20 protein-coding genes are annotated in these 23,846 nt (G+C 50.1%); 4 read left to right on the top strand and 16 right to left on the bottom strand.

From position 1 onward, the window contains the following. Positions 1-83: 83 nt before the first annotated feature. The 11 genes from P0Y67_RS02485 to P0Y67_RS02435 all read right to left on the bottom strand — a co-directional run bounded on the left by P0Y67_RS02485 (position 84) and on the right by P0Y67_RS02435 (position 13,285). The gene (locus P0Y67_RS02485) at positions 84-695 is read right to left on the bottom strand and encodes a histidine phosphatase family protein (RefSeq protein ID WP_342390603.1); all 612 of its coding nucleotides are present in this window, start codon (positions 693-695) and stop codon (positions 84-86) included. Continuing rightward, positions 692-1,246 (bottom strand): bifunctional adenosylcobinamide kinase/adenosylcobinamide-phosphate guanylyltransferase, encoded by a 555-nt coding sequence (cobU, locus tag P0Y67_RS02480; RefSeq protein WP_342390602.1) that lies wholly within the window; start codon positions 1,244-1,246, stop codon positions 692-694. Before cobU ends, P0Y67_RS02485 begins: the two co-directional genes overlap by 4 nt. Before the next feature lies 1 nt (position 1,247). Further along, positions 1,248-2,027, bottom strand: coding sequence for an adenosylcobinamide-GDP ribazoletransferase (locus tag P0Y67_RS02475; protein WP_342390601.1), 780 nt, complete (start codon positions 2,025-2,027; stop codon positions 1,248-1,250). Next, on the bottom strand, positions 2,028-3,065 hold the full coding sequence (gene cobT / locus P0Y67_RS02470; protein ID WP_342390600.1) for a nicotinate-nucleotide--dimethylbenzimidazole phosphoribosyltransferase: 1,038 nt from the start codon (positions 3,063-3,065) through the stop codon (positions 2,028-2,030). It abuts the gene before it with no gap. Positions 3,066-3,309: 244 nt separating this feature from the next. After that, entirely contained in the window at positions 3,310-4,935 is a 1,626-nt protein-coding gene (locus tag P0Y67_RS02465; RefSeq protein WP_342390599.1) for a flavin monoamine oxidase family protein, read from the bottom strand. A gap of 94 nt (positions 4,936-5,029) precedes the next feature. Then, positions 5,030-6,916 (bottom strand): thiamine pyrophosphate-binding protein, encoded by a 1,887-nt coding sequence (locus tag P0Y67_RS02460; protein WP_342390598.1) that lies wholly within the window; start codon positions 6,914-6,916, stop codon positions 5,030-5,032. 575 nt (positions 6,917-7,491) lie between these two features. Further along, positions 7,492-9,003 (bottom strand): FAD/NAD(P)-binding protein, encoded by a 1,512-nt coding sequence (locus P0Y67_RS02455; RefSeq protein ID WP_342390597.1) that lies wholly within the window; start codon positions 9,001-9,003, stop codon positions 7,492-7,494. Positions 9,004-9,007: 4 nt separating this feature from the next. After that, the gene (locus tag P0Y67_RS02450) at positions 9,008-10,219 is read right to left on the bottom strand and encodes an MFS transporter (RefSeq protein WP_342390596.1); all 1,212 of its coding nucleotides are present in this window, start codon (positions 10,217-10,219) and stop codon (positions 9,008-9,010) included. After that, positions 10,204-11,445 carry an ATP-grasp domain-containing protein gene (locus P0Y67_RS02445; RefSeq protein WP_342390595.1) on the bottom strand — a complete coding sequence of 414 codons (1,242 nt, stop codon included), beginning with the start codon at positions 11,443-11,445 and terminating at the stop codon, positions 10,204-10,206. The genes P0Y67_RS02450 and P0Y67_RS02445 overlap by 16 nt, the downstream gene beginning before the upstream one ends. Before the next feature lie 515 nt (positions 11,446-11,960). Continuing rightward, complete coding sequence (locus P0Y67_RS02440) at positions 11,961-12,362, bottom strand: hypothetical protein (RefSeq protein WP_342390594.1); 402 nt, start codon at positions 12,360-12,362, stop codon at positions 11,961-11,963. Next, entirely contained in the window at positions 12,359-13,285 is a 927-nt protein-coding gene (locus P0Y67_RS02435; protein ID WP_342390593.1) for a zinc dependent phospholipase C family protein, read from the bottom strand. The genes P0Y67_RS02440 and P0Y67_RS02435 overlap by 4 nt, the downstream gene beginning before the upstream one ends. A 272-nt stretch (positions 13,286-13,557) precedes the next feature. On the opposite strand from P0Y67_RS02435, the gene P0Y67_RS02430 reads away from it, so the two are divergent. Beyond that, positions 13,558-14,193 (top strand): LysE family translocator, encoded by a 636-nt coding sequence (locus P0Y67_RS02430; protein ID WP_342390592.1) that lies wholly within the window; start codon positions 13,558-13,560, stop codon positions 14,191-14,193. A gap of 99 nt (positions 14,194-14,292) precedes the next feature. Here P0Y67_RS02430 and gcvP read toward each other — a convergent pair whose 3' ends face one another. From gcvP to P0Y67_RS02415, 3 genes are all read right to left on the bottom strand, one after another. Beyond that, complete coding sequence (gene gcvP / locus P0Y67_RS02425) at positions 14,293-17,175, bottom strand: aminomethyl-transferring glycine dehydrogenase (protein ID WP_342390591.1); 2,883 nt, start codon at positions 17,173-17,175, stop codon at positions 14,293-14,295. A 107-nt stretch (positions 17,176-17,282) separates the two neighbouring features. Continuing rightward, positions 17,283-17,657, bottom strand: a complete 375-nt coding sequence (gcvH, locus tag P0Y67_RS02420; RefSeq protein WP_027251066.1) for a glycine cleavage system protein GcvH — start codon at positions 17,655-17,657, stop codon at positions 17,283-17,285. 101 nt (positions 17,658-17,758) lie between these two features. Beyond that, the gene (locus P0Y67_RS02415) at positions 17,759-19,054 is read right to left on the bottom strand and encodes a serine hydroxymethyltransferase (RefSeq protein ID WP_027251067.1); all 1,296 of its coding nucleotides are present in this window, start codon (positions 19,052-19,054) and stop codon (positions 17,759-17,761) included. A 572-nt stretch (positions 19,055-19,626) separates the two neighbouring features. On the opposite strand from P0Y67_RS02415, the gene P0Y67_RS02410 reads away from it, so the two are divergent. Together P0Y67_RS02410 and gcvT are read left to right on the top strand one after the other, a co-directional pair. Then, positions 19,627-20,256 carry a helix-turn-helix domain-containing protein gene (locus P0Y67_RS02410; RefSeq protein WP_027251068.1) on the top strand — a complete coding sequence of 210 codons (630 nt, stop codon included), beginning with the start codon at positions 19,627-19,629 and terminating at the stop codon, positions 20,254-20,256. Between the two features lie 224 nt (positions 20,257-20,480). Then, entirely contained in the window at positions 20,481-21,599 is a 1,119-nt protein-coding gene (gcvT, locus tag P0Y67_RS02405; protein ID WP_342390590.1) for a glycine cleavage system aminomethyltransferase GcvT, read from the top strand. 112 nt (positions 21,600-21,711) lie between these two features. Here gcvT and P0Y67_RS02400 read toward each other — a convergent pair whose 3' ends face one another. Further along, on the bottom strand, positions 21,712-21,873 hold the full coding sequence (locus P0Y67_RS02400; protein ID WP_169449965.1) for a hypothetical protein: 162 nt from the start codon (positions 21,871-21,873) through the stop codon (positions 21,712-21,714). 244 nt (positions 21,874-22,117) lie between these two features. Further along, positions 22,118-22,429 (bottom strand): DUF3081 family protein, encoded by a 312-nt coding sequence (locus P0Y67_RS02395; RefSeq protein ID WP_027251070.1) that lies wholly within the window; start codon positions 22,427-22,429, stop codon positions 22,118-22,120. A gap of 235 nt (positions 22,430-22,664) precedes the next feature. Between P0Y67_RS02395 and P0Y67_RS02390 the strand changes: the two genes are divergently transcribed. Beyond that, positions 22,665-23,846 carry an amino acid aminotransferase gene (locus P0Y67_RS02390; RefSeq protein WP_027251071.1) on the top strand — a complete coding sequence of 394 codons (1,182 nt, stop codon included), beginning with the start codon at positions 22,665-22,667 and terminating at the stop codon, positions 23,844-23,846.

Genomic DNA, 23,846 nt, shown 5'->3' with positions numbered 1-23,846 from the left:
GGTTTCCGGTTTGTTCGGATCGCATTCCAATCGAAAGTACCTGTGCTTCAGGTTTGAACAGGCCGACAGTCAGGCCAAATCGATCAGTATATTGAGCCAATTTGCTTCACGGCAAAATAGGGCAGGTTATCTGTCAGCGTGACCTGGATTTGGGTGACGCTGCCATTGCGAATCGTTAAATTTGAATACCATTGAGGATTTTTCCAGTCGAGGCCAAGCACATCCGCCACTATGGCGCGAATTACGCCGCCGTGCGTAACGATCACGACATCGTGTCGCAGCTCGCTGACTATCCTGCTCCAGCAGGCAGTCACCCGCATACTGAAGCTTTCCAGTGATTCGGCATCAGGTAATCCTGAGCTGGCTGGGGCGTGCCAGAATTGCTCAAGCTGTTGCCACTCTACGCTCGCGCTGGTTATTTCCTCAAAGGGTGTGCCATCTAACTGACCAAAGTGCATTTCTTTTAATGCCGGTTCGCACACCAGAGTGTGTTCACCTGCCAGTAATTCAGCCAGCGATAAGCAGCGACGCAAAGGAGAGCTGATGACGGTTGTATAGTTGATACCAGCCTTGGTGAGAGAGTGGCAGATAGCCTGATTGGTCTCGGGACACACTGCTATATCCGTTGAGCCGTACAAAGCGGGTGCGCCATTGACTTTGCCGTGGCGGACTAATGTGACGGTGAAGGTTTTCACCTGGCGCTCCCTTTTAATTGGAGTGGCAAGCCGGCTGCCACCAGAGTCACCTCATCGGCAATGGCCGCAAACTGCTGATTCATGCGTCCGGCGTTGTCGACAAAATAGCGGCTCACTTCACCGAGCGGCACGACCCCCATGCCGACTTCGTTTGACACAAAGATCAACCGGGCCTGGCTGTCTTTTGCAGCCTGGACCAGTTCGGCAATGCGCGCTTCCAGCGCCTCGTTGCTGCATGTTTCTCCCAGAGAGAAAATAACGTTATTCAGCCAGAGGGTTAAACACTCAATCAACACCACATCGTTCGCGGTAAACTGAGTTAACAGATTTGCCAGTTCCAACGCACATTCGTGTTCAGCCCAGTCATCCCCACGTTGCTGCTGATGGTGTTTGATCCGCATGCGCATTTCATCATCAAAGGGTGTGGCGGTGGCGACATAATGCAGTCTATGACCCTGTGTGGCTTTTTCTTTGGCTTGCTGCTCGGCAAAACGTGATTTGCCGGATCGTGCACCACCAAGTATCAGGCTCAATGTTGCTTGCATCGTCATTTTATCCCCACTGGTTGTGAACTGAGGTGATAAGGATCAGGTAAATCAAGAGTTCCATGAGTTGCTGAGCGGCGCCCAGACAGTCACCGGTAAACCCGCCAAGCCGTGCATTCAGCCAGGCTTTGAAACCGATCCGAAACAGAACCGCCGCCACTATCAGCACCAGCGCCAGATCGGGCGTCAACACAAGGCAAACGAGGACACCGGTCGCCACTGAAAAGAGCAACTCAGGGACGGTCTGGGCATTGGCCAGAGGTTTGCTCTTGCTGGTACTGGCGTCGCTGACATAGGGCATGTCGAAAATCAGTGAGGCCGCCACTGTACGGCTGAGTGTGTAGGCAATCAGCAGGATCACGGCCAGTTCGGTGTGTACAGCCAGATAGCTGAGCATGATAAATTTACCCAGCAAGGCCATGATCAGGGTGGCGGCACCGTAAGTGCCGATCCGGCTGTCTTTCATTATGATCAGACGGCGTTCAGTCGTCATGCCACCGCCAATGCCGTCAGCCATGTCGGTCAGGCCATCCTCATGAAAAGCCCCGGTCAGAAGCAGGCTGAACACCATAGTGATAAAGACGGCAAACTGTGGTGGTAACCAGGCTGCCGACAGGCTGTAAGCAATGGCACACAGCGCCCCCAGCACTAGCCCAACCAGCGCAAAGTAACGCCCGGCCCGATTCATACGTTCGTCGGAATAAGGGGTTGACGCTGGAATGGGCAGGCGGCTGAAAAAAGACACCGCCAGACAAAACAACTGGTACTGATAACGAAGGTTGAACATTTACACCGTGACTCCGGCATCGGCGAAGCTGGCCATGTTATTGTAAAATTCAGCACTGGCACGAAGCAGAGGGTAGGCCAGTGCCGCACCTGTTCCTTCACCCAGACGCAAGCCTAAATCCAGCATAGGTTGAGCTTCAAGAAGGGCTAGCACTTTTTGATGTCCTTGCTCTTCAGAACGGTGCGCAAAAATCATCACATCACGAGCTTCCGGCTTGAGCAATGTGGCAATATAAGCGGCGATCGAAACGATAAACCCATCCACCAAAACCGGGACGCGTTGGTCACTGGCGGCCAGAAATGCGCCGACCATCTGAACGATTTCAAAACCGCCCAGCTCTGCGAGGGCACGTAATGGACCCGGTTCACCGTTTTCATTGTATCTGGCAACACCCTGACGAATCAGACTGATCTTGTTGCCCAGTTGGGCATCGCTGATCCCTGTGCCTTTACCGACGCAATAGGCCGCGTCTGTCATACTGAGCGCCGACAGTAAGGCGGAAGAGCTGCTGGTATTGGCAATGCCCATTTCTCCGAACATCAGCAGATTACAGCCCGCTGCTATGGTCTGTTTTGCAATCGCACTGCCCAACTCCAGCCCCTCGGCAACCTGCTGCTGACTCATGGCGGCTTTCTGGGCGAGGTTATGTGTTCCGGCACCCAGACGCTGGACGATGAAATCAGGATGATCGGTTTCCACCGGTAGCAGAATGCCGCAATCAATGACTTTCAGAACAATGTTGTTAATGCGGCAGAACTGATTGATAGCCGCACCGCCGGCAAGGAAATTGAGCACCATTTGCTGGGTTACTTCGCTGGGGGCAATACTGACGCCTTCTTTGGCAATGCCATGATCGCCGGCAAACAGCAGCATGGTGGGCTGAGTTAAGGAAATTTGAGAAACCGCCTCTTTCTGCCCCTGACTTTGTAATAAAGCAAGCTGGTGGGCTGTGGTTTCGAGTTGCCCCAACGCGCCCAGAGGCTTGGTTTTGTTATCTATGCGTTCCTGAATGACTGATGCGTGGCGAGTGTCTAACATGATTTCTAACGCTCCGGTTAAGTGTTTCCATAATCACTGTATTGCAGTTTACTCGCCAGTGGGGCCACTATCCAGTGAAAGCAAAGTGTTTGATATTGTTACGCCAAAATGACAGGAACAGAGAATGGAATTTGCAGGAGAGCTCAAATTTTTGGACGGGACGGTTCTTATCTTAAAAGAAGGCACTGCTTTGTCAGTTATTGACATCACAGGCCAGATAATACCTGGCCTGTGATTCATTTCCTTACGCCTTGAGCTGAACGTCCAGTTTCGCCAGCATAAGCTGTGCGGTCTGCAGAGCGCCTTCGACCCATCCCTGGCTGTGGGAGTAGGCCTCGCCACAGATATAAAGGTGAGTATTCGCTAATGGCTGGACGATGTTATTGGCCACATCATCACTTTGCACACCAATATTCCAGCTGTTCCAGCCGCCGCCATAAGGGTCATCACCCCAGTCACGAAATGCCGCCTGAAGCGGCAGCGTTTGCGCCTCATCTGTGGCAGACACATTATGCATCAGGTTAACCTGGCGGGTGACTTCGGTCATCATAGACTCAGGCGCCTGATGCGCTTCCCATTGCGGATCGACATTTTGCTGTTTCAACAGACGCCCGGTAAATGCCTTGTGTTCTGGTAAGGGCAGGACTTCCAGCTGTTGTTTCCATGCCAGGCCACGTTTTTGTCTGTAGCCATCCCAGAACCCCACATTGACGCCGTCATCATAACTTGCCATCAGGATTGCCGGGCCGTGTAACGCAGGCTGCCCCTCGTCGGTTGGCCAGTAATAGGTTTGCCGGACGGGCATGTCAGTCACGCTGCGTCCTGCTTCAATGCCGGATTGCTCAACCCACCAGGGGGATGCGTAAGTGGTAAATAATTTAAACAGCGGCCTTGGCGTAACACTGCCGGTTAAGGCTTTTACTTCTGGTTGCTGCAAAACAGGACAATTTGGTTCCAGTAAGTCGATGGCGCGTCTTGGCATAGCAAGCACAACATGCGTGGCTGTACACTGGATAGCATTGTATGCCGTGTCCGCCAATTCACTGGTGAAATTGAGGCTAAATACACCGTTCACCTGTTCAAAACCATTCAGTTTGTGACCGAGTAACAGCTCGCCACCAATCGCCTGAAGTTCTCTGGCCAGCGCTAATGGTACTGACTGGAAGCCTTGTTTAAAGCCGAGGTATTCGACACCATCACCGAAATCGGTCAGAAACCAGGGGATGGCATCGGCGGCATTCCAGTTAGACAAGGTAGAATTGTAGCCACCGGCATCGCGGCAGTAACTGTAGTCTTCGCTGCTCATGACAACTTGCAGAACATTCCAAAAGCCTTGTTCGTACAGCATTTTGCCATTGAATTCCGCATTCATTGCCATTTCACGGCGCTGTTGTTCCGTAAGATCAATGGCGGTAATGCCGGGAACGATTTTATCGAATGCCTCAATAACCAAAGCGCCGGGTGTTTTACCGAAAGCGTCAGGACTGTAGTTGTATGGCACAGCATGCGGGTTATTTTGATAATCCCAGAGCCGGAGCCGTACATCGCGTAAAAAGGCGATATTGGCCGGTGTATCGACCGGGAAAGGGTAGGTTTCTATCGGATCTGGCAGCGAAGAAAACTGGTTGATTTCATTCAGTAATGCGTGGATCAGTGGCTGCCGCTTGACATCCAGAATGCGCATGCCACCCAGCTCAGCGACCATGTTATTGACATCCGGCGCCTTGACCGACAGTAAACGGCCACCGACGCGATCGCTGCCTTCAAAAACAGCAATGCGCTTACCGGGGAAGTTCTTTTTTAACTGCCAGGCGCTGTAAACGCCCGATACACCAGCACCAATAATGGCGACATCATAATGTTCACTCATATTACTTTTCCTTGTAGATAGAATGTGGCGGATCAGGCCAGAGTGCTGACATTATCCGGATTGATTTCATCCAGAAGCTGCTTGTGGAAATAATTCAGAGGCGGACGTCGATACGTCGGTGACGTTTTGAGCGCCCCCCGCTTTGTTGGACTGCGGCTGGATCGCGTTCAGTACGGATGTCCAGCACATAAGGTTTGTTTTCATTCAGTACGTAGTGAATCGCTTGCTGTAAAGCGGCATTCAGGTCGCCTGTTTTTTCTACTACTTGCCCCTGAATATCCGCCCCCATTGCATTGGCGATCTGATGGAAATTGAGCTGAGGATGCTGCAACGACAGATAATCAACGTCGTAATTATGGTAACTGGTTGGATCGGCAGGGTCGGGCTCTACCGGCTTTTTCTTTGGTTCCCAGCCATAAGAGCCAATCACCTCTTCGAGGCCATTTTGCAAGGTATGGTATTCCCGGTTATTGGTGATGATGTATAACACGGCGAGCTGATATTTGGCGGCACTCCACCACACTTGCGGGTAAAACAGGGACGAACCATCACCGACCGCATTGATCACCAGTTTGGGGGTGACACCCTGAATCGCGGTGGGTTGAATTTTAATACCCAGCGATGCGGGCATTGACCAGCCGAGTGAACCGCCTGATACGCAGTAGTAGCTTACCGGCTTACTCATTTCCTGATTCAGCGGCATCAGGTATTGAAAGCTTGGGCTGTCAGACACGGCCTCATGCACATAGACAAACTCGTTCGCCAGCCCTTGTTGGGTAATGGCCTGAGATAAATAGTGCGGGATCAGTGCCGGGTTAATGGTACCTGAGGCGTCTTGCTGGGCTTGCTGTAAATACGCATCCCAGTCCTGACGGCGCTGTTCGCAAAGCTTGCTCAATAACTGATTGCGGGCGTCCCTTTCGCGCTGCATGTCACCGGAAACAGGCAATTCGGCCATGACTTGATTCAGTTTTTCCAGGCTGGCTCTGATCCCACCCAGCACGGCATGCCTGCCGTAGTAGTTTTTACCTATGTCCCAGGTATTATTTGAAAGGTACAAAATGTCCACAGACGTCGGGATTAGCGGCCCATCCGCATAATTAAACACAGTAACCTGGGCCTGATTACTGTAGCCCACCAGAAAAGCCACATCATGCTGCTGATAGATGGCTTGCAGCATGGCCTGATTACCCGGCAGCTCTCCCTGCCAGTGATAGTCATCGTTCGGGAAGTTTGCCAAACTACTGAAGGTCTGCAACGCCACAGGCGCACCGACAGTTTGCGCTAATACTTGCAATTGTTCCGAGGCGTTGTCGTACCCGACACCGTCACCGGCAATGATGATAGGGTTTTTGGCCTGTGCAAAGCGCTCAGCCAAACGCCTGATTTCATCCGGATCACCGGCGAAATTGGTCGGAATACGAGTAATACCCGGCAGCTTTTCAGGCAGGCTTGGCAAGGGTTTTGCCATCATGAATTCCCAGGGAATAGAGATAAACACCGGGCCACAAGCCGGGGCTTTGGCTTCTTTGAAGGCCCTTTGCAGCACCAGTGGGAATTCGTAAGGTGTGCGCAGTTCATGCGACCATTTACAGTACTGACTGGCTAACTCTTTGATGTTGGACGAAAGCAGAGGTTCTTGCGTGACCAGCTCGTTTTGTTGCTGGCAGCAGAGTATAACCAGCGGCGTGTGAGAGCGATAAGCGTTGAACAGGTTGCCGATACCGTGTGCGATGCCCGGTGTGATGTGAACGACCAGCACCCCGGGTTCACCCGTCATGCGTGCCGCGCCCATGGCCGCACCCATAGCAATGTTTTCGTGTAAACATTCGACATACTCGACATTATTTTCAGCGTAGGAGGTGCCGTCGATAATTGGAATTTCATTGGTGCCAGGAACGCCAAAAATTTGGCGGATATTGAGTTCATTGAGCGCATCATATAAATAATCGCGCATGATGCGAGGAGGCATGTCAGACATGAATTATCCTTGTTGATAGAGGGTACAGCTCGCTCCCTGTTAATAAGATGTAATTAGAAGGTTACTTTTTGGTATTTCGACATTAGTTCAGGGTTGAGTGTTCTTCAAACTTATTGGTTAAGTTTTAAGATGTGTCTGAATGGTTTTTAATTGACATTAATGTCATTAAAATATTTACTCAAGGTTAACGCGTTAAGAAAAAAGGGATTTGATGGATTATAAATCCAGTTCTTTATTGAGCGTATTTTCAGAACAGGATAAAGCAATGGAGATACTCGCTTTTTTAGGAACTGTTTTTATCTTTCTAGGGAAGATTTTGCCATTAATCACCTTGGTAAGGGGGATTAATAAATACAAATCAAGTTTGTAGAATTTTAATAACTATTGAGCCAAAATTTTTTAATACCACAATCGAGTGACATTAAAATTTGAGCATTGAAAGTTGTGATACACAGGCGGCCTTTTTCAAGCCGCCTGTTTTTTTGCAATGAAGGGATTTTTCACGAGGGCCACTAATCCAGCTTCTGGAAGTCAAAGACAGTGGTCATGAGTGTTCTAACGCTGAATAAACGGTTTCAGCATACTTTATTGCTGACTTCCTGTTTCCTGGGGAGTTCTTCTACAGGCGGTTCAGGTTGCGTTAGTGAAGCAATCACAGAAGTGGCGCATCGTGATCCATGTTCAACAATTAGATCCAGAGCGCTGGTAAATAAGAAGTTTCCGTTAGTGATTTCACCCAAAGCAAAAATGTTGGCATGTGCGAATCCTCTGTCATCAAGAACCTGATAGGTTTTATTGAGTATTTGTAACCCGCCATGGGGATGACTGACGGCAAGTCCTGACTCAAACAAGTGATGTAATAGAGGCGAGTCTGCCTGAGTGAGATCCCGCGCATTCCCGGTCGCATACACAATGGCATCAGCCTGCGGATTAGTCTCGACGCCAACCTGATAGCTTAATTGCCCGGACTTGACAGCGTTAAATAATTTTACTGCATTCTCTTTCGGAATAGATACCCGTAGTGCCATGGCATTAGACCAGCTATCAGTGAAGAAACGCTGTTTATCTTCCTCGATCAGCTTGCGCCAGATAATATCTAATGCAGCATTGGCGCTGTAAAGAATCGCTTGCCAGCCTCTGGGCCCGTTGGCGAGTTCAATTTCTGTGCTGAGAAAGTAGTGAAAATTAGTCACGGGTGGTGTAGGGAACTGCAGCGATTCCAGTGTATCTTCATTATGTTTTCGGTAATGGTTGAGTTCTTGCTGGAATAACCGAGCTAAATCAGCAAGCGTTACTGTCCCGAAGTTCCGTTCAATATATCCCGGAGATAAAAATTGATTTCGATATGTCCCTTGCGTTCCCCGCACACTTGGGAAAAAACCACCTCGTGATCGGAACTGGATCTTTCCTTTATGGCCGCGTTCAAGTAGTCCAATGGCGACGTCGATAGCGCTGAGCCGGGCGCCGACGATGACGACGTCGTCATTAAGGTCAATGGCACGGGTCACTGAACGTACGGGATACGGGCTTGAAAAGACTTTCGCTGAGTGCTGTGAATGCTCCATGATTTTATTATGTGTGCCGCAAGCAAGAATCACAGCATCACTGTTTAATTGGTGTCCGCACTCTGTGGAAATGCTATATCCGGTAGAGTCGGAACAAATCTCAACTGAGGAAACGGCTGCTGCAACCGTCAAAATGAAGATGTTTTTTTCGGCCGCTTGCCGGATAACCCGGTAAAACCGATCTTGCATATAGCGGCCAAATAACGCTCTGGGAGCATAGCTGGATGATTCAATGGTGAAATCTGGATAATCCGGTTGCCATTTTGACTCGTGCGCTTTGAGCCAGTGCATGAAGTCACCGGGTAGATCGGGCAGTCCGGAAATCACACCTGCCTGGGTATTAAGAAGATTGGAATGACTATCCTCCGTATAAGCATTACCCACACCCCAGACACTTTTTTTCTCAATGACAAAAATCACAACATCCTGATTGGGTTGACAGTTCCAGTGACGAGTAAAAGCATCAAGAAAGGCCAGTGATGACGCTCCGCCGCCGACAAGGGTTAAGGTGATTCGTTTCATCATTCTATTCCTCACATGCATCAGTGGAAGTAAAAAGTAAGCTTCGTAACCCCAGCCCCAGCACTAAAACAGCCACCGAGAAAAGCAAGGCCGAATCTGTCTCAAAGAACTGACTGATAAGGCCTGCCCAGAATGAACCGGTTGCCTGAGCCAGATACATGACAATCAGGTATATCGCGATGACACGCGAGAGGATTTGCCGTGGAAAAGAGGATTGAATCTCACCATTGAGCAAGGTGACTGCCATGCTCCAACTCAGCCCAAAAACCATGAGAGCAGCGAAAATGACAGTCAGATTACTGCTTAGCCAGATGGTGGCAATCGACGAGATCATCAGGCTATAGCACAACCAGTAACCCTGGTGATTGTGGCGAAGTTTCAGCACAGCCGGTAATACGATAACCGTTAACAGTGCGCCCAGACCTGTGGCTCCCATCAAGGTGCCTTGTCCGGCCGTGCTCTGGTTTAAGTGATATTTGGCGATAAAAGGCATCATTGACCAGATCACGCTGCCAGCAAAGAACAAAACACAGGCATCAAATGTGCAGCGGCGAAACAGCCCGGAGGCAGAAATTTGTTGCCACGCATTACGAATGGATACAAAAGCGGGCTGGTCGGTACTGGCCGTCCGTTCGTTGTAAAATCCCCGGAAAAAATAGGCTGAAACGGCAAGCAGCAAAGTCGCCGTGACCAAGTAAACCTGATAGTAAGCCAGCATAAGCAGCAATGTTCCTGCGACGGCAGGGCCGACAGCACGGGCAATATTGAAACCCAGGTTGTTGAGGACAGCCGCATGTTTGACCTGGTCGCCGGGCACGGTCAGCGCAATCCCTGCCTGTGCAACGGGCATGCGGAAGACGGTTGCGACAGAGAATGCAGCCGTCACCCCAACCAGCAATGCCGGGGAAAGCAGCCCCTGCCAGGTTGCGGCTGCTAGGGTTAACGAAACCAGGCCAAGGCTGAGCTGAGCGACAGTCAGAACCAGAGGCTTGCTGAATCTGTCGCCAATCTGACCCGCCAGAATGCCAAACAACAAGAAGGGTAAGGTTGCTGCGACCTGTACCAGCGAGTTGACGGCAGGGGAGGTCGACAAATGCGTTAAAGCGATTGAAGAGGTTGTATTCTGAATCCAAATTGCGCTGTTACTCATGATGTTCGCCAGCCAGAAATGGCGATACTTCGGATTTCTTGCCACAGCAATTAACTCTGCATGCATGATGTCACCTCCTCAGCCTCTGCAGACCAGATGAATTCGCTGGCAGCCCATTGCGCAATGTCGCGGAAAATCTTTTCCATACTCGCTTCGCTATCAGCTTTGACAATCACGTGAATCAGAGCATCGTTTGACATAGTCATGGCATTGTAGTGCTGTCCGGAAATTGCTCTGGATTGGAATTTGACGATTCCCTCATGTCTGAAGGGGGGATTTCCGGAACAGCTCAAACGGCCTGTTTGTGGCGGAAGCTGGAATCGGCCTCCGAGCTGCCCCGGAGTCATGGCTTGCGGGCAAAGTGACTCTGAGTTGAATTCGGCATGCAAATAGGCTTCAACGACATTCACGCCGTAAGCCAGTTCAACTTCAGTGACAAGATCGTTGCCTCCTAACCGGCAGGCAATCTCACACAGGGTGATGTGCTGATCGTTTCCCACGAAGCATTCAATATGGAAGAGGGAGTGCTCAGGAGTCGGGAAGACATGTTCGAGTAAATATCTGCTGAATTCAGTCAAAGGGCGATAAAGAGGGTTTGATTCAGACAGAGTGTACGAGCCAAGGCTTTGGCCACCAACGAAATCCATACAGTTCCCCACATACTTGGCAGGGCTGCATACAGACATTTTTCCGTTTACTACCAGACCGTCGACGTGAAAGACTTCCCCTTCAATGAAGGGTTCAATGATCATATCCGTTGGGTCAATGTCGGTACCGATTTCAGCCCAATGTTCGCAAGAGGTGACTTTGAGCGTTTGCTGGGAGCCGCGGCCAGATTTCGGCTTTATCACGACGGGATAAGGTAACGACTGCCAATTGGCAACCTGATTGGCATCCTGCGGCATTGCGGTGACCACGCCATAACGGGCGGCATGCTGTTTCATCAGGATTTTATCTCTGAACAGTATGGCTTGGTCAAAACGCTGTCCGGGAATATCAAGAATTTCACGGATGTGCGCTGCTCTAAGTATGTCTCCTTCGGAAAAGGCGATGACAGTTTCAATAGCAGGCAGCACCCCATTATCGGTTAATCGCTGTAAAAGCTCAGTCGCCGGGTGGGAAAAATAGTGATCCAATTCGATGATCACACCAAATTGAGATGTCAGTTCGCTTCTGTTTTCTGCAGATAACTGTTCTGTGATTAAGATGCTGTCTCCCTGAAAATATGTTTCCCGGATGCGGTGCTGAATAGACAATATAAACTTTTTACTGGATAAAATGAGAGCTGACATAACGATCCTCTGTTGTACCACCTGTTTATTGATTCGATTGTTTTTATTTGTAGCAGTAATGTAGATGTAATAACCAAGAAATAAGGTTTTTATGGTTCATCAATCCGTAGTATCGGCAGGGATACTTGCCCATTCAGCGCTGAAATGGAATTAATGTGGTACTTATATATGCAACTATGTGATCATGATCGAATTACATGGAAGATTGACAGTGTTTACTGGTGGATTGCGCCTCTGAAACTAATAGTTTCGCTCTGTGTTGTTGGTTATTTTTCAGGGATTGATGGCGATCGGATGCACGCGATTGTGAAACAAAGTGTGGGGACTTTCTTTGACCGTTATCTGAATGATACCGAGATAGAATGGCCGGAGTCTGATGCCGTAACGATTCAAGTGAAATAAGCACTGAAGTCAGTGACGTTATAAAGAAGTCACATCAGAAACCGCTCACCGTTGGGCGGTTTTTGATGATATTCACTTCCGGTCGTGCGCCTGAGAGGCTCGTTCAGGAGCGTCTACTCAGTGCAGACAGAACTGGCGCTGAGCGAAATTTTACATGTGTTGTGCTGAGGCTGATGCCAGTAGCTATTGTCAAAAGCAGTGTTGCAGCCAGCATCTTCCATCAGTGCCACATCACCGTCGCACAACAACATCACGGCATTATCGCCCTGAATCTCTAAAATCACCTGATACTCGTTGAGTTTAGCCAGTTTGTCGGGTGCGGAAGACATGGCTTTCGCAATGATTTGGTCATCAGCAAGATTGTTTATCTCGCCAAACTTAATCTCACCATCTACTGCTTGTGCGACATCTTTTAAGATAGACGCCAGGTCATACATGGTTTCATCGGAATACTCTGCCTGGGCGGAGCATGACGTTAATGCCATCAACAGAGCGAGCTTGATTAACAGTTTCATAATTTTTCCCATGCGGTTAATACACCGTTTTCACATTGGCCAGTATCAAGGTTCCAGTCCTTAAAGAAGTCTGTGGGCCCATTTTCAAAGACAGCCTCAGCCGTTTTCTCCCAAAACAATTGGATGGTCGACACGGCCCGCTCAAATACCTCGTCATAGTGTTGGATGCCATGCGGGGTTTGTAATTCTGCGATGAATTCACGATTTACTTCTTCTGAAAGCGGGTAAGTCAGGCCTTGCGAAGAGGCAACATGTCGAGCCCAGGCAAAAAGTTTGTGGGATTCTTCTGCGTTATTAACCACGAATTGAAAACCGTGATGCCAGCGGTTAATGTCTGGTGGACACTCTTGAGCATAGAGAGGGTAAACCGCGACCAGGGCAGTCTGCCAGACATCATGAATGATCAGATCGATGGAATCCTCATTGCTATCATCCACGCAGCTGCCAATATTTTCTTTTACCCGGTCTGCGAGACCAATGTCCCCTAAATTCATGACCTTATACCAAATATAAGTATCCTGATGCATTTCACAGATCCGGTGATCTTTGGCGTTCTCACTGTAAGGGCCAACCTTCAGCTCTACAACCGGGTGGATGGTGATATCCGCAGCCACATGAGCAACAAACCCACACAACCACGCGAATGCTTTCTCTTGGTTGCGCTCGTCCAGTCTTTTGATGAGATCGATCAGGGTAGCAATGAATTTACCTACCTCGTTGTAGTGCATCTCATCCGCCCATTTATTTTGAGCATGATTTCCGACTGCAAGGTAGGGGTAATCTGGGCTGACACAGCCAAATTCTAAGAACGCTTTGTATTGAGACAGCGTTTTCTTCACGTGTTTCGGAACGTTCAGATTTCTGAGCGCTGTATTCTCAGAAGCTTTATTGACGGTTGATATATGAGCAAATGCACCAGGCATAATCTTCTCCATTCATATGGCTGGAGAGATTGTAGACGGTGTGAATGAATAATTATGCGATCTGATTCATACAATGACAGTGTGGTTCTGTCGCGATTTGGTATGATTTAGTGCTTTTTTCTGTGTTTCTCTTTCCGTATATTGTGCGTCGGCTAATCAGTGTGCGGGTTTCTGGTCATCCCGAGAGAATGTTGACATCGGATCATTGGGTTGCAGTAGTTGTGTTGCTGAGTTGAGCAGTTTCCGGGTGTAAAGCGAGGAGAGAAAGAAAAGTGTTGGGTATTGAGAATTTATGGTTGTTTGTTGTCTCCGGCTTGTTACTGAATATGATTCCCGGCCCTGACTCGTTGCTGATTGCCGGGCGAGCGGCAACGCAGGGGTTTAAAGCGGGCTCTGCGGCTGCGCTCGGGATTGGTTCCGGGACGCTGATCCATATTGTCGCCGCCGCCCTGGGATTATCCGCTGTGCTGGCCACTTCTGCGACCGCGTTTACTGTGGTTAAGGTGCTGGGTGGGGCATACCTTATCTATATGGCAATCAGTATGCTCAGAAGCAGCAGTGCGGCCGGTAATACTGAGGTAATGAAAAAGCCAAAGGCATCGTTGAAGCGAATTTACTATCAGGGATTCATCACCAACCTGTTTAACCCCAAAATCGCTGTTTTCTTTCTGGCATTTATGCCGCAGTTTATCTCGGTATCCAGCGATAATAAGGCATTGGCATTTATCGTTCTCGGACTGATTTTTAACGTTAACGGCATGTTGTGGTGCCATTTTATCGCCTGGATTTCTGCGTCGCTTAGCCATAGATTGTCAGTTGGTGTCGCGACCAAGAAATGGTTATCCCGCTTTACGGCAAGCCTGTTTGGGGTGTTTGGGATCCGGTTGTTGCTCACTTCACAAAGCTAACCGGTAGGAAGTAGAGAAGCATGAATTATTGCTGTGTGGGGTATAAACAAAAAGCGAGGCCATGCGCCTCGCTTTGTTTTACGTCGCTATCAGGATTGATTAATCCTCGATATAGTTCTCAATGCCAGGGCAAGAACAGACCAGGTTACGGTCACCGAAGACGTTATCAACACGGTTGACGGTTGGCCAGTACTTGGCACCTTTGCTGTGCGCGGATGGGTAGCAAGCCAGCTCGCGGCTGTAAGCGTGGGTCCATTCCGCATCCATCAGATCAACCTGAGTGTGCGGTGCATTGACCAATGGGTTGTCTTCCAGCGTCCACTCACCAGACTGCACGCGGGCGATTTCCTGACGAATGGCAATCATGGCGTCACAGAAGCGATCCAGCTCGGTCAGATCTTCCGACTCGGTCGGCTCGATCATCAGGGTGCCGGCGACCGGGAAAGACATAGTCGGCGCGTGGAAGCCATAGTCCATCAAACGCTTCGCGACGTCTTCTTCTGAGATGCCAGAGGCTTCTTTCAGCGGACGGATGTCGATAATACACTCGTGCGCAATACGGCCGTGAGTACCGCGGTACAGCACAGGGTAGTGATCACGCAGGCGCTCCATCACGTAGTTAGCGTTCAGAATGGCCAGTTTCGTGGCTTGCGTCAGTCCCTCAGATCCCATCATCGCAATGTAAGCGTAAGAGATTGGCAGAATCGAGGCTGAACCCAGTTCGGCAGCAGAAACTGCGTACTGAGCACCTTCGGTTGCTTTCACTGATTCAACATGGCCCGGCAGGAAAGGCGCCAGGTGTGATTTCACACCGATTGGTCCCATACCCGGACCGCCACCACCGTGTGGAATACAGAAGGTTTTGTGCAGGTTCAGGTGCGAGACGTCCGAACCGATAAAACCAGGGTTGGTCAGGCCAACCTGAGCGTTCATGTTGGCGCCGTCCAGGTAAACCTGACCGCCAGCAGCATGAACCAGTTCGCACACTTCGCGCACCGCTTCTTCATACACACCGTGCGTCGACGGGTAAGTAATCATGATGCACGACAGGTTATCGCGGTGTTTTTCAATTTTCGCTTTCAGATCTTCGACATCGATGTTGCCGTTGGCATCACAGCCAACCACCACAACTTTCATCGAGACCATGGCAGCAGAAGCCGGGTTAGTACCGTGCGCCGAACTTGGGATCAGACACACGTTACGGTGGCTGTCGCCATTGGCCGCATGGTAGCGTTGAATGGCAATCAGACCGGCGTATTCACCCTGCGCGCCAGAGTTAGGCTGCAGTGAGAAGGCATCGTAGCCGGTGATTTCACACAGCATTTCAGACAGCTTGCTCGCCAGTTCCTGATAACCCTGAGTCTGATCGGCCGGTGCAAACGGATGCAAGCCGCCAAATTCAGGCCAGGTCACAGGGATCATTTCTGCTGCGGCATTGAGCTTCATGGTGCAGCTGCCCAGCGGAATCATACCGTGGGTCAGAGAATAGTCTTTGTTTTCCAGTTTCTTCATGTAACGCATCATTTGCGTTTCACTGTGGTACTGGTTAAACACAGGGTGAGTCAGGAACTCTGTAGTGCGGCGACAGCTTTGCGGAATAGCGGCAAATTCGTCAGCGGCAATATCGTCTGTGAAAGCAGTGGCTTTCAGTGCCTGACCGGTGAAGATCTCCAGCAGTTCTTCGACGTCAGTGACTTTGGTGGTTTCATCCAGGCTGACACCCAGCTTGTCGCTGTATTTGCGCAGATTGATACCGGCAGCCAGTGCTTTCTTGTAGATAGCATCGGTTTGTTTGCCTGAGTTGATGGTCACAGTATCGAAGAAGGTATCGTTCACCAGTTCCAGACCCGCGTTACGCAGACCCGCAGCCAGAATCGCCGTCAGGTGGTGAACGCGGCGACCGATTTTACGCAGGCCTTCCGGACCGTGGTACAGCGCATAGAAGGCCGCCATATTGGCCAGCAGCGCCTGAGCGGTACAGATGTTGGAGGTCGCTTTTTCGCGGCGGATATGCTGCTCACGCGTTTGCATCGCCATACGCAGCGCCTGATTGCCTTTGGCATCTTTTGATACACCGATAACACGGCCTGGCATGGTACGTTTGTGCTGATCTTTAGTTGCCATGAAGCCAGCATGCGGGCCACCAAAGCCCATTGGTACGCCGAAGCGTTGTGCACTGCCGATGACCACGTCAGCACCCATTTCGCCCGGCGCTTTCAGGATAGTCAGTGCCAGCAGATCAGAAGCAACCGCCACCAGTGTTTTCTTGGCGTGTGCTTTTTCAATGATGTCAGTCAGATCGGCAATAGCACCTGTTGTGCCCGGGTATTGAACCAGCGCACCGAATACCTCGTGGTTGCCCAGCTCTTCAGCTTGGCCACGGATGATCTCAATACCTATGTATTCTGCACGGGTCACGACCACGTCGATGGTTTGCGGGTGCAGGTCGGTAGAGATGAAGAAGGCTTTGCTCTTGCTCTTGCTGGCACGCTGACACAGGGTCATGGCTTCTGCGGCTGCAGTGGCTTCGTCCAGCAGGGAGGCATTCGCCAGTTCCATACCGGTCAGATCCATGATCATCTGCTGGTAGTTCAGCAGTGATTCCAGGCGGCCCTGAGAAATTTCTGGCTGATACGGTGTGTAAGCCGTGTACCAGCCAGGATTTTCCAGCACGTTACGCAGAATGACATTCGGCGTTAAGGTGTTGTAGTAACCCTGACCGATGAAACTGCGGTTGATGACGTTCTTACGGGCAACAGTCTTCAGCGCAGACAGCATGTCTGCTTCGCTTTGTGGCTGATCCAGCTTCATCGCTTCTTTCAGACGGATGGAAGCCGGTACAGTTTCTTCAATCAACTTGTCAATGCTGTCGGCGCCAATGGTCTGCAGCATTTTTGTCTGCTGTGCGTCATTTGGGCCGTTGTGACGGGCAGCGAAAGCTTTGTCGTCACTGAGTGCATGTAAAAGGTTCATGTCGGTCATGGTTCTTTCCTGAACAGTTACTACACATTGCCAGTGAATATCTGGGCAATGGCGAGAATTCTCTTGGGTGGAAAAACGGCTTTCGTGTTGAAAGCCGCGGTGTTCCATTACTCTTCGATAGCCGCCTGATATTGGTCAGCATCGATCAGTTTGCTCAGTTCTTCAACGTCAGCAATCTTGATTTTAGCAATCCAGCCGCCTTCGAACGGTGCTTCGTTGATCAGTTCCGGGCTGTCGCTCAGCTCTTCGTTGATCTCAACGATTTCGCCTGTCACAGGGGCATAAATGTCAGAGGCCGCTTTCACAGATTCAACCAGAGAGAAAGACTCACCGGCTTCGGTGCTGTCGCCCACTTCTGGCAGGTCTACGAAAACCACGTCGCCCAGCAGGCCCTGAGCGTGGTCAGTGATACCCATGGTGATAGTACCGTCGCCGTTGTCGCGGACCCACTCGTGGCTTTCAGTAAACTTTAGGTTGCTCATTTAAATCTCCTCGCGCAATGTTTCTGCATCTTTGTTATTTGTGAGGGCAGGCGGGAATCGAAAGCTGCCTGCCGACCATTTTCTGTCACATTAAAATGAATTTACTGGTACAGCGGGAAGCGGCTGCACAGTTTCTGTACCTGCTGCTTCACGCGTTGTTCTGTTTCGCTGTTATCGTCCGGACTGGCTGCCAGGCCATCCAGCACATCGCCGATCCACTCACCGATTTGTTTGAATTCGGCTTCGCCAAAACCGCGACTGGTGCCAGCCGGTGTACCGAGGCGGATACCTGATGTCACCATAGGCTTTTCAGGATCAAACGGGATACCGTTCTTATTGCAGGTGATACCGGCGCGTTCCAGTGCCTCTTCCGCCTGATTGCCTTTCAGGCCTTTCGGACGCAGGTCAACCAGCATCAGATGGGTATCCGTGCCGCCAGTGACAATGTCACAACCGCGTGCCTGCAGCGTCTCTGCCAACACCTTGGCATTGTTGATCACATTTTTGATGTACAACTTGAATTCGGGTTCCAGCGCTTCACCCAGGGCAACGGCTTTACCGGCAATGACATGCATCAGCGGGCCGCCCTGCAGGCCTGGGAACACGGCAGAATTGATCTTTTTATTAATGTCTTCGTGGTTGGTCAGAATCATACCGCCACGAGGGCCACGCAGGGTTTTGTGTGTTGTTGTGGTGACAACATGCGCGTGCGGCAGGGGTGACGGGTGTTCACCGGCTGCAATCAAACCTGCGATGTGCGCCATATCGACCATCAGATAGGCACCGACTTCATCGGCAATGGCGCGGAATTTTTCGAAGTCCACCTGACGCGGAATCGCAGAACCGCCGGCAATGATCATTTTGGGTTTGTGCTCAAGTGCCAGCTCGCGCACCTGATCGTAATCAATGTCGCAGCTGCCCTGACGTACGCCGTACTGAACGGCGTTGAACCATTTGCCCGACAGGGCAGGGCGCGCACCGTGAGTCAGGTGGCCGCCGGCATCCAGAGACATCCCCAGAATGGTATCGCCCGGCTGCAGCAGTGCCAGCATGACAGCGCCGTTTGCCTGGGCGCCCGAGTGCGGTTGAACGTTGACGTATTCACACTGGAAAAGCTGTCTGGCGCGCGCAATGGCAATACGCTCAACTTCATCAACATGCTCACAGCCACCGTAGTAACGGCGTCCTGCGTAACCTTCAGCGTATTTGTTGGTCAGGCAGGTGCCTTGAGCTTGCATGACGGCTTTGGAGACGATGTTCTCAGAGGCAATCAGCTCAATTTGCTGATTCTGGCGGTTCAGCTCTGCGGCAATACCGGCATTCACTGCGCCATCAACCTCGGCAAGGTTGGTTGAGAAGAACATTTCCAAGTCGTGGTTTTGGTATGAAGCTTTCATTTCACGTTATCCTCAATTCGCGCTCTGAACCGGTTCGTGCTGTACGGTGATATCGGTACGCAGAGCGGTATATGTCGTTATGTCTCGTTGTTATCGCTTCCCTGGCTTAAGCGAAGCACCGAAGTGCATTTGCCTAACAAGTGCGTTACATACGTTTCTATTGATAACGGATCAAACCAGAATTTCCAATAGTGGATTATCGTTCACTTTAGTGGCCGCAATCTTACGCAAACGTTTGCTTCTTGTCATGTAAATTTCTATGATAGGGACCAAATTTTCGCTATTTATCTGGCGGAAATGTGTGTCAGCTCTAATTCTTTTTAGTGGCTGATGCCAGTAATCATGCACTCTGATGGCCGATTATGCTGCTTTTTGCGTTGTCATTGTAACGATATCTGCGTTGGAAAATCTGAGTGTCTGGCCCTGGAAAAAGCGTCAGGGTTTACCTTGTGTTTCCTATTGGAAACTTTATTTCAAATATGTTGTGTAGGTCATGGTTTTGCCTTTGCCTGGCTTCCCACTTGTTAACAGCTTGTGTAAGAATGATTGAAAGACGTGCCTCGGAGGGCAAAATGAGTAGTGATGAACAGCAAGTGGATCCGTACCCATCACTGACTGTCGCCAGGGAACGGGAGTCAGAGAATATTGAGCCGTTGCAGTTAGGCAAGCGGTTGAAAGAAATACGTATGGCTCATGGTCTGACCTTGGAAGAGGCCAGCAAGCGCACCGGATTGGCGCGTTCAACCTTGTCTAAAATTGAGAATGAACAAATCTCGCCGACTTTCCAGGCGATGCAGAAACTGGCCACCGGATTACAGATAGATATTCCGCAACTGTTTGCGCCGCCCAAGCAGCTGGTTGCCACCGGGCGGAGAGATATCACTCGCCAGGGTGAAGGCAAGCCACATCCCACCACGACCTATGAGCATGAATTGCTGGCGACCCAGTTACGCAATAAGAAAATGATGCCTTTTAAGTCGCGGGTTCGTGCCCGTCATTTTGATGATTATTCAGACTGGATCCGGCATGACGGCGAAGAGTTTTTACTTGTGCTGTCGGGGAAAATTACCTTTTTTTCGGAGTTCTATGAACCGGTACGCCTGAGTGAAGGTGATTCAGTGTATTACGATGCCACCATGGGGCACATGCTGGTGTCAGTCAGCGATGAAGACGCCCTTATTCTTTGGGTGACAGCGTCATAACCGTCGTGTTATCGCGGAAACAGACACAATGGCAGAGGGAGGAAACACCGTCTCTGTCGCACTTTGAGAACGGCTAGGTTGAGAGATAAGAAACTTTATCTACTATTGGAAACAAGAGATACAGTTTATCTACCTGCTAGCAACATCTACACAGTGACAGGTTAAGTCAATCTGCCACAGAAATTGATGCAACAGCCGCTGTGCGGTGAATGGAGTAAATATCAATGTCTCAGGATCTTCTTGTTACACCTTTGCATGCCCTTCACATTGAGATGGGTGCCAAAATGGTTCCGTTTGCAGGCTACGACATGCCAGTGCAATACGCACTGGGTGTGCGTAAAGAGCACATTCATTGCCGTGAATCAGCCGGTTTGTTTGATGTTTCCCACATGGGTCAGCTGCGTTTACATGGTGAAAATGCGGCGAAAGCCCTGGAAACACTGGTCCCTGTCGACATCATTGATCTGCCGGAAGGCAAGCAGCGTTATGCTTTCTTTACCAATGAAAACGGCGGCATTTTAGATGACCTGATGGTGACCAACTTTGGTGACCACTTGTTTGTTGTGGTCAATGCGGCGTGTAAAGAGCAAGACATTGCGCACATCCAGGCGCACCTTCCTGCTGATGTGACGCTGGAAATCATTGACGATCGTGCGCTGCTTGCCCTGCAAGGCCCGAAAGCCGCTGAGGTGCTGGCGCGGCTGAACCCAGCCGTCAGCGATATGCTGTTTATGGATGCCACTAAACTGGACCTGCTGGGCGCAGAATGCTATATCAGCCGTTCTGGATACACAGGTGAAGACGGTTACGAAATTTCCGTACCGTCAGATAAAGCGGAAGAGCTGGCGCGTACCTTACTGGCCTACGGCGAAGTCGAGTGGATTGGTCTGGGCGCACGGGATTCACTGCGCCTTGAGTGTGGCCTGTGCCTGTATGGTCATGACATTGATACCACGACCACGCCGGTAGAAGCCAGCCTGTTATGGGGTATCAGTAAGCCTCGCCGCGTTGACGGTGAACGTGCGGGTGGTTTCCCTGGCGCAGAGCTGATTCTGAATCAGATTGAGACCAAAGATGTAGCCCGCAAACGTGTTGGTTTGATTGGTCAGTCGAAAGCGCCAGTGCGTGAAGGCAGCAAGCTGTTTGATGCGGACGATAATGAAATCGGCATTGTGACCAGCGGTACGTTTGGGCCGACGAAAGAAGCCCCGGTTGCCATGGCGTATGTAAAAACTGAGCTCGCCACGATTGGCACTGAGATTTTCGCGGAAGTTCGCGGTAAGAAACTGCCAATGACAGTAGAGAAAATGCCGTTTGTACCACAGCGTTATTACCGTGGTTAATGGCTGTTGTCAGCAGAGAAACCTGTTGGTAAAAATGGAAAGGAGCGCAATGCGCTCCTTTTTTATTTCGTAAACATCAGCAGGGGGAACTGAGGACGTTTAGCGCTCAATCTCAGCAATCAATCATTTTGTAGGCCGAGGTAAACATCAGGCTGAAGCCTTCTTGTGAAATTTCCTGCGGGGTCAGTTCAGCAGCTTCCAACCGACGGTAACATTCATTCAAAGCAGCGATAACTCGCTCCTGCTCTTGCTTATTCAATATTTCAGCGTTCATTCTTTTCTCTCTTTCTTTTTTTTGTTCTGAGTGATGGCTCGTTCGCCGCATGTGGCGACTGAGTCATTGACAGAAAACGCTGTTGATGCACTTTGTTACTGGATGGGGCACAAAGTTCGTTACAGCTTTTCCGGTTAACTAGACCTTTCAACTGTGTCTATGTTTCCAGCTTAATCAAGCTGTGGCGGGATAATGTCAGGAAAAGGTAAAACCTAAAGCCGGCAGAGCGACTTTAGGTAAGACATTAATAACGTGTATTTAAATCGTGCAACTTATTCAAAAAAGCCTGAATCTGGGTTTCATTGTTGTGATGAAAATCGGTCGTTGTCTGGTTAATGACTGTGTCTGGATCTTCATTCAGAGTATGGAAGTGGTAAGTGTTATGAAAGTTAACATCAACACTGACATTACCGTCTGACAGGCTGACGCTGTATCCGTCGTAGCTCTCTGTACAGGTAATATCATCGAGCTGTTTGCCGTTTTCGACGGGTGTTCCCAGTGTTTTTATTTTTTCATAGGCGGTTAGTAAGGCGCGAACATCAACGCTGTTTTTCATGATGGCCTCCGGTTGGATCTACCCCTCATGCTTTAAATTTAGGTGCTGAGTCAACCCTTGCAAGCTTTATTGGCTTTTGATTAATCCAGATCAATTCAGGATGTAACAATTTCATTACATGGTGCTGTTAATCTGGATAAACACTGGCGGGACTATTTCTGAGCTGGGGTAGTGACCTTGGGTAAGGTGCATGATAATTTGAGGAAAGTCGCAATAACAAAACGGAATTTCACAGATGTTCAAGCAGCTTACTGAAGCACAACTCGATCCAATTTTATCCCTGACACAAATGTTCCGCGAGGATGCCCGTTCTGAGAAGATGGATTTGGGTATCGGTGTATACCGCAACAGCCAAGGTGAAACGCCAATCATGCAGGCGGTATTTCAGGCTGAGCAGCGTCTGTTGGAAACACAGAAAACCAAAGCCTATGTGGGGTTAGCAGGCGATGAAGTTTTCAATCAGGCAATGATGGATTTACTCATCAAAGATACCTCTGCTTATCAGCGTGCTGCTGCGGTACAGACCCCGGGCGCCAGTGGCGCACTGCGTATGCTGGCCGATCTGATGCATCTGGCTCAACCAGACACAACCGTGTGGATTTCAAACCCCAGTTATGTCAACCACAAGCCGGTAATGGAAGCGGCTGGCCTGAAAGTGAAGTTCTATCCGTACTTCGATACCGCAACCAAACAAGTTAACAGCGAAGCGATGCTGGCAGAGCTGGCGAAAGCCGGCCCTAAAGATGTGGTATTGCTGCATGGTTGCTGCCATAACCCGACCGGCGCGGACATTTCATTTGATGACTGGAAGGCAATCACTGAGCTGGCGAATAAAAATGGTTTCCTGCCCTTTGTTGATATCGCTTATCAGGGATTTGGTGACGGGCTGGAGCAGGATGCGGCCGGTTTACGCCATCTGGCTGACAATGTGGAAGAAATGATTGTTGCTACTTCCTGCTCCAAGAATTTTGGTTTGTACCGCGAGCGTACGGGGGCGGCGATTATCATCAGTGATTCTCTGAAAGAAGCTCAGAAAGCCAAGGGCAGAATTCTGCAGCTGGCGCGTGCTTCTTATACTATGCCACCTGATCACGGTGCGGCTCTGGTGGCGACTGTCCTCAATGATGACTCTCTGACCGCCACCTGGAAAAGCGAGCTGACGGAAATGAATCAGCGTCTGCGGCGTCTGCGTGCGGGTTTGACTCAAGCGGTGCGGGATAATGGCTCCGATGCGTTTGATTTCATTGAAAAGCACAAAGGGATGTTTTCCGTCACAGGTTTAAGTCAGGATCAAATTATTCAGTTACGTAATGAATTCGGCATTTATGCGGTGGGTGACGGCCGGATTAACATTGCGGGTTTGCAGGAGCAGAAACTGGATTACCTGGCAAAAGCCTTGTTGAGTGTCAGTCGCTGA

This window comes from Photobacterium sp. SP02, from assembly GCF_038519165.1.
Taxonomy (GTDB): domain Bacteria; phylum Pseudomonadota; class Gammaproteobacteria; order Enterobacterales; family Vibrionaceae; genus Photobacterium; species Photobacterium halotolerans.
The sequence above is the reverse complement of the archived record's forward strand: the minus strand, read 5'-3'. Positions and strand labels throughout refer to the sequence as shown.